The organism is Bacillus sp. (in: firmicutes), from assembly GCA_012842745.1.
Lineage (GTDB): Bacteria > Bacillota > Bacilli > Bacillales > Bacillaceae_J > Schinkia.
The window spans coordinates 1-14,518 of sequence record DUSF01000017.1 but is presented as its reverse complement, the minus strand read 5'-3'; the positions used below and the strand labels follow the sequence as shown (position 1 = coordinate 14,518).

Annotated in this window: 13 protein-coding genes and 1 pseudogene; 10 read left to right on the top strand and 4 right to left on the bottom strand. The window is 33.5% G+C overall.

All coding sequences use genetic code 11. From position 1 onward, the window contains the following. Positions 1-32 precede the first annotated feature (32 nt). The 6 genes and pseudogenes from GX497_02205 (at position 33) to GX497_02180 (ending at position 5,868) form a co-directional block, all read left to right on the top strand. Entirely contained in the window at positions 33-1,058 is a 1,026-nt protein-coding gene (locus GX497_02205) for an HNH endonuclease (GenBank protein ID HHY72041.1), read from the top strand. A 57-nt stretch (positions 1,059-1,115) separates the two neighbouring features. Then, a complete protein-coding gene (locus GX497_02200) occupies positions 1,116-1,502 on the top strand; it encodes a phage integrase family protein (GenBank protein HHY72040.1) in 387 nt (128 codons plus the stop codon). Between the two features lie 171 nt (positions 1,503-1,673). Continuing rightward, positions 1,674-2,288: a DUF3990 domain-containing protein gene (locus tag GX497_02195; protein ID HHY72039.1), complete on the top strand. Its 615-nt coding sequence runs from the start codon at positions 1,674-1,676 to the stop codon at positions 2,286-2,288. After that, on the top strand, positions 2,281-2,490 hold the full coding sequence (locus GX497_02190; protein HHY72038.1) for a hypothetical protein: 210 nt from the start codon (positions 2,281-2,283) through the stop codon (positions 2,488-2,490). The genes GX497_02195 and GX497_02190 overlap by 8 nt, the downstream gene beginning before the upstream one ends. A 59-nt stretch (positions 2,491-2,549) precedes the next feature. Continuing rightward, positions 2,550-4,136, top strand: a pseudogene (gene terL / locus GX497_02185) (phage terminase large subunit). A 73-nt stretch (positions 4,137-4,209) separates the two neighbouring features. After that, positions 4,210-5,868, top strand: a complete 1,659-nt coding sequence (locus tag GX497_02180) for a DUF3788 family protein (GenBank protein HHY72037.1) — start codon at positions 4,210-4,212, stop codon at positions 5,866-5,868. A gap of 537 nt (positions 5,869-6,405) precedes the next feature. Here GX497_02180 and GX497_02175 read toward each other — a convergent pair. Together GX497_02175 and GX497_02170 are read right to left on the bottom strand one after the other, a co-directional pair. Next, complete coding sequence (locus GX497_02175; protein HHY72036.1) at positions 6,406-6,711, bottom strand: aspartyl protease; 306 nt, start codon at positions 6,709-6,711, stop codon at positions 6,406-6,408. After that, positions 6,695-6,955: a hypothetical protein gene (locus tag GX497_02170; protein HHY72035.1), complete on the bottom strand. Its 261-nt coding sequence runs from the start codon at positions 6,953-6,955 to the stop codon at positions 6,695-6,697. Before GX497_02170 ends, GX497_02175 begins: the two co-directional genes overlap by 17 nt. 368 nt (positions 6,956-7,323) lie before the next feature. Here GX497_02170 and GX497_02165 point away from each other — a divergent pair, with 368 nt between their 5' ends. The 3 genes from GX497_02165 (at position 7,324) to GX497_02155 (ending at position 11,867) form a co-directional block, all read left to right on the top strand. Further along, positions 7,324-9,585 (top strand): DEAD/DEAH box helicase family protein, encoded by a 2,262-nt coding sequence (locus GX497_02165; protein HHY72034.1) that lies wholly within the window; start codon positions 7,324-7,326, stop codon positions 9,583-9,585. A gap of 267 nt (positions 9,586-9,852) precedes the next feature. Further along, complete coding sequence (locus tag GX497_02160; GenBank protein ID HHY72033.1) at positions 9,853-11,628, top strand: hypothetical protein; 1,776 nt, start codon at positions 9,853-9,855, stop codon at positions 11,626-11,628. A gap of 2 nt (positions 11,629-11,630) precedes the next feature. Next, complete coding sequence (locus tag GX497_02155) at positions 11,631-11,867, top strand: MGMT family protein (protein HHY72032.1); 237 nt, start codon at positions 11,631-11,633, stop codon at positions 11,865-11,867. A 605-nt stretch (positions 11,868-12,472) separates the two neighbouring features. Here GX497_02155 and GX497_02150 read toward each other — a convergent pair. Together GX497_02150 and GX497_02145 are read right to left on the bottom strand one after the other, a co-directional pair. Beyond that, a complete protein-coding gene (locus GX497_02150; protein HHY72031.1) occupies positions 12,473-13,117 on the bottom strand; it encodes a GNAT family N-acetyltransferase in 645 nt (214 codons plus the stop codon). A gap of 23 nt (positions 13,118-13,140) precedes the next feature. Then, entirely contained in the window at positions 13,141-13,605 is a 465-nt protein-coding gene (locus GX497_02145) for a GNAT family N-acetyltransferase (GenBank protein HHY72030.1), read from the bottom strand. 87 nt (positions 13,606-13,692) lie between these two features. Here GX497_02145 and GX497_02140 point away from each other — a divergent pair, with 87 nt between their 5' ends. Further along, a complete protein-coding gene (locus GX497_02140) occupies positions 13,693-14,439 on the top strand; it encodes a MerR family transcriptional regulator (GenBank protein HHY72029.1) in 747 nt (248 codons plus the stop codon). The last annotated feature ends 79 nt before the right edge of the window (positions 14,440-14,518 follow it).

The following is a 14,518-nucleotide window of genomic DNA, read 5'->3' as shown; positions in this document are numbered from 1 at the left end:
GTATCGCATACTATGTAGGATGGTGATTACCAGTGATTAGAGAAAAACTTAAGTTTAGAAAAGAATGTATAAATTGTAATAAAAACAGACTTATTAGCCAATTTACTTCTTCGAGGTCACGCATTTGTAATATATGTAAGATTACTAGCCGAAATACAACGTTTATATATAAAGGGGTTACTTATAATCGCAGAACAAAACGATTAAAAGGTGTCATAACATTGGAAACAAAGGATGGGAAAAAACGGAAAATAAAAATTAGCGATGCCAAACTGTATGTTAAACAAGGTAGAGCAATTATTAAAGATAAGTCAACTATTTCTGAACAATTTAATGAGGAAGAACTAAGGGATTTAGTATTAGCAAGAGCTGATTACAGATGCCAATTTTGCGGACAAGAGAGTCATAACATCGAAATGATAAAATCAAGTAGAGATGGTGGGAAAAGAACACCATTAAACTTACACTGTATTTGCGAAAAGTGTGAACAAATAATCAACCCAAGTAAGAATGATGAAAGTATAATAATAGGAATCAGAAAAAGTAGAGCAAGACCTTCTTGGGATAATAGGATTTTGAAAATTTTTTGTGATTGTTCAATGTATAGTCAGGAAAAGATTGGTGTTGGATTAGTTTTTATCAAAAATCAGTCAATAAGGACTATATCAGAGGTATTCAGTGTCGAAGTGGCAGTTAATTCCGTTTACGGAGAATTATTAGCTATAGTTTATGCGCTGAATCATTTAGTTGATACAAAGAATCGTAGCGAATACATACATCTTAGAAGTATCACAATCTATTCAGATGTTAATCATATTCAGCACTTACTATATACAGATAGCCAAGTTAACCCAATATATAATTCAGTAATCAGAAAAATTAAAGAACTGACATTATTAGTAACCGTTATATATCCAAAAACAGCATTATCAATACAATATCTAGGAGATAAAGAGAATAGAAGAGATATTGTTTTCTACAATTTAGCACATGATATGTCAAGAAAATGGATCAATCAAAAGAAGAGAAAAGTAATATCTGTCCTGAATATCTTATAGTTAAATATCCTAGGGGTTTAACATCTGGGAAGGACGTATACCTGTTAAAAATACAGAATCTTCTTAATTTGTTGTATTTATAATAGTGATAGCAAAGGTAATGTAAAAAGAACACTACCATTGAATAAAGATGCAAGGAAAGCCATTGAGCAATACTTAGCAGTTAGACCGATAACAGACGAAGAACACCTATTGATTGGTCAACGTGGAGCATTGAAACGGAATGCCATTAACCTAATATTGAAATATTACGGTGACAGGACAAATATAAAGGTAACTCCGCACCAAATAAGGCACTCTCTGGGATATACTTTGGTGAAACAACAAGTGGAACTGACCACGATCCAACAAATATTTGGACATTCGAATATCCAGACAACGAATATCTATACAGTAACAACAGCAAAGGAAGTTGAGCAAGCCCTAGAGCATATTGAGTGGTAAACAAGCCACTCTTTTTTTGTTCTAGGGGTGGGGTGCTTCTATTTTGAAAAAAGTGGTTGGTAGCAACAGGTGTGAAAATTTTTTTGATGATTTTATGGGGAAATTAATCTATTTGGCTAGTTCGTATTATTTATAGATGTTAGAATAGTATTGGAGAAATGGGGTTATAAAGTGACTAAAATAACATTGCCAAATACCGTCTATCATGGTACAGTATCAGAACATTTTCATAGCTTAAAAAATGGGATTGATTTATCTAAAAGTAATCCTAACACTGATTTTGGAAGGGGCTTTTATGTTACATTAAATTTTGAACAGGCTATGAAATTTGCAGAAGTTAAAACAGGGGTCTACAATAATGAAATCAGACAAATTAGACAAAACAATCCACATATTGAGCGAGCGTTTGCAGTTCCTTTAGTAATAGCGTATAATTTAGATGACCATAAATTGTCAAAATTAACTGGTGAATATTTTACCCATGTTAGTGACAAATGGGCTGAATTTATTTACAATAATCGTATAGGAGCAAATAAAGTTAAATCTGATTATCACAATTGGAATCAAATGTTTGATTATGTTTATGGTGATGTTGCAGATACAAATTTGTTTCCAACGATTAAAAAGTATAGTTTGGGTTTGATTAGTTGGGAAGAATTTAAAAAGGGAATCCAGCCGTACAGATTTACAAAAGAAAAGTACAATCAAGTTTCTTTGCATACAGCAGAAGCTATTAATTGTTTAAGCTATTCATATATGAAGTGGGGTGAGGTAATAAATGAGTAAACAAGCTATTTTAGAAATGAAAAATTATGTGGTGGAATCTTATGCAATGCTTTTTAACTGTAATTTAGGTGAAGCTGAAAAAATCGTTGGGAATTCAAGTTTTATAAAAACTTTAAATGAAAATCCAGAGTATGTTATGCACTATGATGATGAATATTGGGCACGAAGAATTAACAATGAAGTCAATGGATATGTACATTAAAACTCTTTCTAATTTTTACATTAGGAGGAGTTTTTTATTATGGGGGTGACATATACGTTATGAAAAATGATGGACATCAACTTCTCAAGCAATATCTTCAAAAGCATTTCAATAATGATAAAATCAAACTACTCATCGAAGAATTTTCATTCTTAGAACTTCGTAAACTACTTGGTGAGTTGGACATTGAATTTTTTGCATTATGCTATTTTCCTAAATACTTTGATCGCCAATTTGGTCAATTCCATCAGGAACTATTTACAGAATTATGATATATGCTTAATAACAAAGGATTAATCAACGCTTTTGGCTTACCTCGTGAGCATGGCAAAAGTACGATTAATTCTTTTTTATTTCCGCTATATGCCACACTTTATGATAAATCACAATTCACATTGATCATTTCAGCAACAGAACAAATTGCTTTGCCATTTCTCGATATGATTAAGGATGAGTTAGAAAATAACCAATTGTTCATTGATGATTTTGGTATTCAGAAAGGCAACCGCTGGAACAACAATGAGATTTGGATTAAGTCTAGAAGTGGCTTGGATAGTTGCATAATGATTCGTGGAATTGATGGCTCGCTTCGGGGTGTCCATTATAAACATCATCGACCAACACTAGTATTACTGGATGACTTGCTTAAAGATGATACCGCAAAATCGGAAACAAAACGTGAACAAGTTAAATCAACATTTCGGGATGTAGTTATTCCAATTGGCACTAGGGATACGAATATTCTTGTTGTCGGTACAATTCTGCATGAAGAAGATTTAATGTCCGATTTGTTAAAAGGAAGAATTCCAGGTGTTAGAAGTATTAAGAAGGCAGCGATTATTCAATGGTCAGAACGAGATGATTTCTGGTCTAAATGGGAGAAACTTTATAATGATTTATCAGACTTAGACAGGATAAACACAGCCCTGTCTTTTTTTAATGCTCATAAAGAAGAGATGCTTGAGGGGACAGAAATTTTATGGAATGAATATTTGGATTATTATTATTTGATGCAAAAGAAACAAGCGATGGGTGATAAGTCATTCTATAAGGAAATGCAGAATGATCCACGGTCAACCGATGATTACATATTTCAGAACTTGGAGTATTGGAGTGAGTTGCCTGAATTTGAGGAAATGGAAGTGGTCATGTATATTGACCCAGCCATTAAAGCAGGGAAGAAAAATGATTACTCAGCAATCACGATATTAGGACAACATCGAAAAACGAAGCAACGATATGTTGTGGATGGCAGTATTTATAAGATGTTACCTGACGATTTATTTCAGGAAGTGATTAATAAATTGAATACATATCCTGTTGAAAAAATTGGCTTTGAAACGAACCAAGCACAAAGTTATATGAAGCAGAAATTTGAAGAGGAATTGTGGAAAGCCAAGATTCATTTACCGATTGAAAGTGTGCAAACGAAAGGGCAGAAACATGAGAGAATCATAAGTTTAGAGCCAGATGTGAAGAAGGGACACATTCTATTCAATACTTCAAATATAAGGTATAGTAACCAAATAAAGGATTATAACAAACATTGCAAGCATGACGATGCTCCAGATAGTTTATATGGTGCTGTTCAATTAGTACAGTCGGTAAAGAGTTTGAAGTTTTATGATAGGAAGTTGTTGTTTTGATAAATGAAGAAAGGGATTTTGCAGTTATTGTTGAAAATAATATTACACACAGTAAATGATTGGAGTTTTCAGAATGACTGTACAATTCTTAACTAATCATAAAAATGATGATAATTATATTGGAGAAAAATTAGAACAACTATTTGAACAATCGGAAGTTGAAATTTTTATTGTTGCACCCTATATCTCAATGAATTCTTTGATTAAAAAGATGTCCGATTTTAGGGTGGGGAAAATTAGAGTTTTAACTAGGTTATCCTTGCATGATTTTCTCACAAATGCATCTGATTTAGATGCTATTTACAATTTACTGGAACTAAATCATGTTGAAATACGCTACTTTTCAAATCTACATGCAAAAGTTTATTTATTTGATAATAAACAAGCTGTTATTACATCGGCTAATTTTACACCTAATGGCTTATTTCATAATCTCGAATATGGGGTTTTAGTTAAAGATGGAATTGAACAGATTTCACAAGATTTATCTTCGTTGTGGGATCGTGCTGGAATTGTAGATCAGCAATTGTTGTTAAATATTGAAAATGAACTTTTAACTGTTGGTGCTAAAAAGGAAGTGGCTTCAACAGTAAAAAAAGAATTGGATACCGCTAATAAGAAAATTATTAATCCAAAAATGAGCCATCAATTGCAATCAAAAGTTAATGCAATTAATGAAACAGAAATATTAGATGAAATCGAAGCATTAAATATTGTAATCAAGCAGTGTAATTTAAGTGAAAAGAATGCCGAAAAAATAAGAATTGTATATGAGATGATAAAAAGAAACATCCCTGAAGAAGTAAGGGAACAATGTGCTTTCCGTTATTCATTGAATAATAATAAAGCAAATATAGCCTGTAATATTATGAATTACAGATTATTTTTGTTACCATATACCAAAGAAAATCTTGTTCAATTAATTTATCCAAGTGAAGAAGTTGAAAATTTAGTTTCAATATTGCCAGAAGAACGAAGGGGAAATTCGGAAGAATGGATTTTTAAAAGTTTCAATTGTGAAATTTTAAGATTTACGATGGATGAGATTTTAAATTTAAATGATAATCAATGGCAGTCTTTTAAAAATGCTTGCTTGATGGCGTTTTACGGTAAAAGGTCAAGAGTTAGAGAAAACAATATTCAAGTTAATTGGACAATTGAGGAAGAACGATATTTCTATATTCATGCGGCTAGAGGAGCGAAGGCGAAAGGAATAATTATGGATAATGGTTTCCTTGTATTAAAAGGTTCAATGGCAGCCATTGAGATTGCCCCGTCTTTTCCTAAAACACAGTATTATGATTCACGTCAACAGTTAATAATGGATAAAGTACCCACAAGTGAGGATTTGATTGCTTTAATCGGGAAACCATTATTTGAAGTTTGGACAGCATTATGTGGCATGATTGAACAAAAATATGACATGGAACATTTATGGAACAATGGAGGCAAAGCATGGGAATATGAGTACAAATATCGCAGATGTGGAAAAACGCTTTGTGCATTATATGCGAAAGAAAATTGCTTTGGCTTTATGGTTATTTTGGGAAAACATGAACGGACAAAATTTGAAACAGATAAACAAAATTATTCCCTTGAAGTGCAAAAAGTCTATGATGAGACCAAGACCTATCATGACGGAAAATGGATGATGTTTGAATTAATAGATACTTCTTTATTTGCAGATATGGAAAAATTGTTGCTTATCAAAAGAAGACCTAATAAAAAGTGATTGCCAAATTTCAATTTGTAATGAGATTATGGGCACAATCTGAATTTGAAGTTAAGACGCATCTTTCTTTTATACGATATAGTCGATATGTTCCCGTCTACCGATAGTTCTAAAAACGCAGTGGATATATTTCCGAGAACGGACAAACTCAAATGACATTCATCATGTCCTCTCGAGCCATGTTGAGTGCTGTGTGTTGCTAAAATTAAAATAATAATCTTCGCTAATTCCTTTTATGAAACAATAAATAAAAAAATCACCCTAGCTTTAGCCTGATGTGGCAGAGAGCGGGGATTTTTTTTCGTTGCCGGCTCTAACCAATGTTGGGAGTAAATATCTAGAAGACATAAAATAATCTTATATTCGTTTTAATAAATATTGTTGAATCTGGAAAATTGGATCAACCAAAAAAGTGGATATTCTTATGGGGCTCATGGGGCAGAAGTGTATTTTTGAACATTACTAATTTTTTCTGTTCATCTTTAATTGGAATAAATCAATAATGAATCAGGCTTCCAATAACAAATCTAATCCGAGTTATCCATTAATGTCTTTATATCCAAAATCATTGAAATCTACCTCTGCATTTTCAGCGGTAAAATCGCCAATTTCAATAGTTTCAACTTGCTTTCTGAATGCATGTTCTTTCCCTCCAATTCCGAAGTAGGTAACAATCCTGTCATTTAAATCAACTGTAAGACCAATATCTTCAACAACATCTTGGGATATAAGCGTTTTAGCAGCTCCCGTGTCCAACACCATATTTTCAATTACTTTACTCTTTCCGTTAAATGTTAAAGTGATATCTAATAGAAGTAACCCGGATTCATACTTGATTTTCATGGTAGTCCAATCTCCTTATACCCACATCTTGACGAATTTCAAGAATAATACTCTCATGAATTGTATGATAAACCAATTCATCACCTTTAGATTTTAACAGTTCTTTCGTTGCCAACTCGTCCGATACAGGTGCTATAACAGCTACATCCTCAATAATTTCTTGCTGATTTTTAATATAGGACGATAACACTTTAAGTTTCACAAATTGATTTGGATACAATTTTCTAACATCTGTCCATTTCATGGATTTATCTCACATCCTTTCATTGTTAGCATTATTATAACATCCTTCAATACAGCTATCACAATATTTAAGATACTTTGGAAAAAGTGTCACTAAAAATGTACAAAAATTAGTTAAAAACATACATTCCAATAATCGACTATTTAAATAATCGAAGATAGGATAGGATTTAGTTAAAGGTGTCAGTTGAAATTAAAATTGATGTTTTTTTATGATATGCAAAATGGGTAAAGTGAAAAAGTTGTACAAAGCCCAATTCCGGTTGAAGAATTAGGCTCTTTTAGTTTCATCCTTCGCTTTCGTTTGATATTCTCTCACACAAATTGGTTATAATGATATTAATCATAATCTAATTCCGAGGGATCATTATGAATGAATTCGAACGATTGCAAAAGGAAAATCATTATCTGAAGCAATTATTGACGAAAATGATGCATAATCAAACCACGGCTAACACTAGTAAAATAGTAACGAAACAATCATCTTTAGAAGAGAAAGTACAGTTGCTGAAAGGTTTATTTAAAGGCAGGACAGATGTCTATGCTTTACGCTGGGAATCGGCAGATGGCAATAAAAGGTACATGCCTGCACGTGAGTTTAAAAAAACAACCTTCCAAAGATTAGATGTTCAAAGTGAACAGAGCCAACATCGCAAACTGCTACCTCTGACTGATCAAGTATATATTGACCATTTGGATGGTAAAAAGACTATTGGGATCTATCCATTGTTACCAGATGGAACTTGCTCGTTCTTGGCTGTTGATTTTGATAAAAAGCAATGGGAACAAGATGTAATTGCTTTCTCTGAAACTTGCAAGTGGATGAGGATTCCTTTTCACATTGAAAGGTCCAGATCTGGTAATGGAGCCCATATATGGATTTTCTTTTCGTCAATGGTTTCTGCAACAATCACAAGGAAATTGGGAATCGTTCTGTTAAAGAAAACAAAGGAAGAAAATGATGGATTTCTTCTGGAATCATTTGATCGGATGTTTCCTAACCAAGACAATTTGCCAAAAGGAGGTTTCGGGAATCTTATTGCGCTTCCGCTTCAGAAGGTACCTAGGAGAAATGGAAATAGTTTATTTGTTGATGAGCATTTTATTCCTTATCCGGACCAATGGTTGTATTTATCAACAGTACGAAAAATGACAGAGGATAGTATTCTTTCCGTTCTTAAAAATGAAGTTGAAACACCAGTATCGCCACCTAGAGAAATAAAAATTGAACTAAAAAACGGTATTCATATTAAGAAGACTGGAATTCCTCTAGCCTTATTATCTGAAATGGCTAATATCGCATCATTTAATAACCCAAAGTATTATAAAGCAAAAGCCAAAAGGTTATCTACACACGAAATACCGAGTAGGATTCAATGCACAGATGATGAACAGGATTCCTTGATATTGCCGCGGGGATGTTTGAAAGAGTTAATTGATTTTCTTGCGGGGCAATCAATCAACCTAGATATTGTGGACAATCAATATGAGGGCGAAAGTGTTGATGTTAATTTTCACGGGACATTATCGTCGCAACAAAATGAGGTCGTAAATACATTGTTAGCAGATAATCTGGGCACTCTGTCCGCGACTACTGGATTCGGTAAAACGGTTGTTGCCACAGCGATTATTGCAGAGAGAAAGGTGAATACACTTGTAATAGTGCATCGGAATCAATTAATGAAGCAATGGGTAGAGAGGCTTTCGGAATTTTTGAATATACCAAGAGGTGAGATCGGACAAATTGGTGGAGGGAAAAATAAAATAACCGGAAGGGTAGATGTCGCAACGATACAAAGTTTGAATTACGGAGGTCAGTTAAAATCCTTTATTACCCAATATGGACAAATCATTGTGGATGAATGCCATATCATTTCAGCAATCACTTTTGAAAATGTGTTGAAAAAGATCCGCCCAAAATATGTATTGGGACTGACAGCTACACCGAAACGGAAAGATGGAATGCACCCAATTATTATGATGCAGTGTGGGCCTATTCGTTATAAGATTGATGAGAAAAACCAGGCGAAAATTCGTCCATTTAGCCATGTGCTAATTTTGAAGGAAACCAATTTTAGTACAAAGAAAACTGAATTTCATGAGATATATGAGGAGCTCACATCAGATTCAAACAGAAACCTTCAAATTTTTGACGACGTATTACAGTCACTGGAAAAGGGACGTTCTCCGATTATTTTAACCGAACGGCTCGACCATCTGGAAAGATTGAAAAATCAATTTAGTGGATTCGCTAAGAACATCATTGTGTTAGCGGGAAACATGAAGAAAAAAAATCAGAAAAAGGAGCTTGAACGTCTATCAGCTATTCCAAAAGATGAGGAGCGGTTAGTGATTGCAACTGGAAAATACATTGGAGAAGGCTTTGATGATGCACGGTTAGATACTTTATTCTTAACAATGCCAATATCTTGGAAGGGAACTCTTCAACAATATGTTGGTCGGCTTCACCGTCATTTCCATAGTAAACAAGAAGTTCAAGTGTATGATTATGTAGACGTAAATGTCCCAGTATTAAAGGCAATGTATGAAAAAAGGTTAGCCGGGTATAAATCGATGGGGTATGTAACTGAGAATAGTAAATCAGTTTCGGAGCAGATGAGGTTATTTTAGTATCATCACGCATTTAATGCTTATGTTGCCATGTCCGGGCAATCACTATTAAATTAAATGGAAAAGTAGTGTGGAAAAACCTAATGGATGCAACTGGGCGGTAATTGAGATTCCAACCGTTTTGGCGGGGTATTTTGCAAAAATGAAACGTTGTATTAATTAAGGGATACGAAACTATCACAAGAATTACTGGCTAATTATTATGTGATGCAGAAAATTATAGATTTTTATGATAAATATGAAGCAGAGGGATACATGGGGGGCAAAATGAAACAGAAAATATTTGTTCAGAAGTCAAATGAAATATTAAACAGTATGGGCATAGAGGAATTAAGGAGATGTCTAAATAATATTGCGAGGAAAACACCCGAAAGCGAGAGAAAGTCTTTTCTACAGCTACTTGAAGATTGCTATAATCAAGATAAACGGGAAGATAGTAAGGAGAAGCTTCAGCATAAAAGACTAATACCTAATGAGAAAGTAAAAGAAAAGATAAATGATATAAAGCAAATTTTTACTGATATAGAAAATGGCGAATTGTGTTTAACGGCCCAAGGATATGAAGATTATTCTAATGGATATTGGTCAAGTGAATGGATGTGGGAATATGAGGACAATGAGGGTATTGGCAGGATAATTGAGGAAGCAGTTTTATTTGCGCATGACTGTATGAATGATTGCAGATATGAAGAAGCAGTGACAATTCTTAAATTGGTAATGGATACCCCAATATTTGTTAAAGATGAGGATGGCGGCGATTCTTTTGAATTAGACCTTGAAGAAATGGTCGATGAAAAATTGGTTGGAGTAAACTTAAAGGTGCTTGCACTGGATGTACTGTATTCAAATTATCAATTACATGCGGCTGTTCAACGCGCAAGTGTTTTGTATTCATATTTCACATACCCTTATTTTAAAGAGATTCATATTGAAGACATTTTCTCGATAGGTAGAGAAGAGTTAAGAGAAACTGATCTGTTTTTTCAGTCGTGGATTAATTTTCTTATGAAACAGAGCGGAGAGGTTTCGGCACGTTTATTAAAGGAAGGATTATTATATTATAAAGGGACAGAGGGTTTGCTGGAAATGGCGAGAAAAGGCTACAAAGAGCATCCATCCGTTTATCTGGCAGCCCTATTGGAATATGAAAAGACTCATGATTATGAGAAAATGAAAGAGATTGGAAAAGAGGCGCTTGATAGAATAGAAAATGATTTGAAAATACGCGGTGAAATTGCTATTAAGACTGCCCAAGCATCACATTGTGTCAATGATATTGAATTCATGAGAAAATGTTGGTATGAAGCATTTTACTCCAATTCAACGATACCGAATTATTTAAGAATTTTTGTGAACGAAGAAGTTACAAGGGAATATAAAGATCTTGCAGAAAAAAGAATAAAAACCTTGAGCATATCAAATAATCACTACAATCACATATCTGAAACAGCTAAAAATAATATTAATGAAATAGAGTATAAATATCTATGCTTTTTTTCGGGATATTTTGATAAAATACAAAAATGGTGTACGGAACAGAAAAATCCCTTGGGCTGGAGTGGTAATTTTATCAGTCATGGGTTAGATTTGATGCTATTGTATCTATATGCGGATCATAATCTAAGAAAAGCAGGCAAAAAAATATCAACCCGGGTTTTAAGAAGAATAGGATTTCATGAGAACAAAAACCTTTTGTTCATGGAAGAAAGTTCTTTATTTGAAACTGAAGTGAGTGTGCAAAAAGGTGAAGAAATATTTTGGAATATCTTTCGTTTATGGAAACTAAATTATGTAATAACTGTGGAAGACCTGAATTCACATGTTGAGTGGCTTGAATCCATAATTGATAAAAGAATAGATGGTATTGTAGGTGGAAAATACAGAAATAAATACAATGATGTTGCTTTGTTGGCAGCTGCATTGGGAGAAGTAAAAGAGTCTCTAGGCATGAGGATGGCAAAAAGTATAGTTATAAATAGGTATTTGGAAAGATACCCACGGCACACCGCTTTCCGAGGAGCATTGAAGGAATTTATTGATTAAAGATTTTATATAAATTCAGCAACGACAGCTTTGAATGGGCAAGTTACCAAAGAAGTGAGAATGAAACACCATATTGGAGAACATTAAAAGCAAATGGTGAATTGAATCCAAAGTATCCTGGTGGTGTGGAAAAGCAGAGAAAGATGCTGGAATCAGAGAGACATACAGTTATTCAAAAGGGCAGGAAGAATATTAAATATTACGTTCAAAACTATGAAAATGTGCTCTTTGAATTATAGTGACAAATTCCAATTTGTCAATGAGATTATAAGTACAATCTAAATTTGAAGTTAAGACGCATCTTTCTTTTATACGATATAGTCGATATGTTCCCGTCTACCGATAGTTCCAAAAACGCAGTGGATATATTTCCGAGAACGGACAAACTCAAATGACATTCATCATGTCCTCTCGAGCCACGTCGAGTGTGTTGTCTTGATGTCAAGGGTGGAGAAATAGCAGGGCTGAAAAAGCTAATAAACAAAGGGTTTCCAGACATTGCGTTTTTCTTTACGGAAAAACGGTATTAATTTTGGAAAATGCTCGTATTCATCATGCGAATTGAATTTAGCCATTTTTGGAGCAAAACAAAGACAGAATACGGCTTGTCTATCATCCACATAGTCCACAACTGAATTTAGTCGAGGGACTATGTGGATGGTTAAAGAAATCTGTAATCTATAATATATTTTTTTCATCCGTCGATGAAATACGTAAAGCAGCGCAAGCCTCCATGGATGAAATAAGTAAAAACCCTATGGAAATGGTCGATAGGCTTTGTGTTCATTTGTAAGGATTTTTTAATACTGTCTATCTAGATAAGTCACTTTTTATAAATGATCAATTATTTTTCGTTCATTCTATAAGAGTATAAGTAAACGCCTAGATCAGATGGTCCGTTGATTGTATTAATGTTAATCAGCTTTTGACCTCTTCTTATAAAGCCATTATTTTCATAAAATCCATAGTTGCATTTTGTGTCGGTAAATAGGTACAAACTTTTAATCTCTTTCCCCTTGCAAAAATTTAAATAATGTTTCATAAGCGTTTTACCAATCCCTTTGCCTCGGCATTTTTCGCCAACGATAAAAAGTACGACCTCTCCGTCAAAATGATCATGGCATTCCTTTATTAGATGACTATAGGAATTCGTGATTTTTTTGTAATCATGTAAGGATGCTTTCTCTTTTTTATTCGTAAATAATAGTTTTACTCTGCAGATAAACAAAGCCCAGAGGTGAGGTGCATTTTTTAGAACATGATTTTTCTCATTTACTTTTCCAAATAATAAACCAATCACTTCTCCATTTTCTTCTACAACTTCAGTATAGGTTTGCTCAAGAAGACAGCCTCTTAAATACATTTCTAAAACAATATCTAACATGTTTGGATTTGAAGTATAGTGATCAAGTTTAAATGCTTCATTAATTAGTTCTTTCACCCTGCTATAATCACTTGTTCTAATCTTTCTGTAACCCAAATTACTCATTTTAAACCCTCCAGCTAGAGTATTTACAACGTAATAGGGGGACTGCCCCCAATGTCAACTTTCTTCCGCATTATTTCTTCATTTCGTTTATATTTTTCGCCAGTGAAGAAAAAGCCAAATCGTTTATATAATTGAATCGCACGAGTATTGTCCTTAAAAACAGTTAAATAAATATCATGACCCGTAAATTTCTCCTCTAAAAATAGGATGATTTCTTGAAGGAAGTATTTACCTAACCCCTTACCTTGGAATCGCTCATCTATTAAAAAGCGATCCAACCAAACTTGTTCTTCAAACTTCCCATACATTGCGAAGCCAACCGCTGTGCCATTTTCATATAAGCCAACAGGCACAAAACGATAGTCTTCCCTAGCTTCTTTTAAACATTGAGGGATTGATTCAATAAAACCGCGTTGTTCCTCAGCAATATTTAATAACAAAATTTCTTTCTTATTCGAGCTTGTGATGTCTCGAATTTCCCTAAACATAATGTCATAACCTTTCTTAAAATTATTGATTACAAATTTATCTTATTGTATATAGTAACTATATAGTCAAGAGGAGAGTTGAAAAACATGAAAGAAAATAACGTTAAGTATTTTACAACAGGTGAATTTGCAAAGCTGTGTAAAGTTAATAAGCAAACACTGTTTTATTATGATCAAATTGGACTTTTATCACCTGTTTTAAAGAACTCTAAAGGATATCGGTATTATTCAATTCGGCAGTTAGATTTATTCAATGTTATTGATTTGTTGAAGGATTTAGGGATGTCTCTACATGAAATTCAACAATACACTCAAAATAAATCTCCTGAAGAATTTTTAGCTTTGATGTATAAGCAAAAAGCAGAAATCACACAAAAAAAGCAAGAAATTGAAATGAATGAAAAGATTATTGAGGCAAAGATTAGTCTAATGGAAGAAGCGTCAAATCTAAATTTTGATCAAATAACACTGGAATACTTTCCACAGTCTACACTCTATTTGAGTAGAAATATTAAAGATATATCTGATGAAAAGTTTGTAGAGGTTGTTTCTGATTTTATTGATGAATTATATCTGTCCCAACTCGATACAGGATACCCAATAGGTGGCATAACAAAGCGTGAACAAATATTAAAAGGTGAATTCACAAATTACAGCTATTTATATATGAAACAACCTAATCCTAAGCAAGGATATCCCTATTTTCAAACTACTCAAGGAAATTTTCTTATTGGTTATCATATTGGGTTAGAAAAAACTATAGCAAAAACATATAAACGGCTTTTTAAAGGTAAGCGTCAAACTATCCCCACCTACTCCGTAGATGAGGATTAAGTTATTATTAAGATACTCCAAGACAAATAGTCCCCACCTTTTACAAGGCCGAGGACTGGGGTATTATTTAGATAGCTTG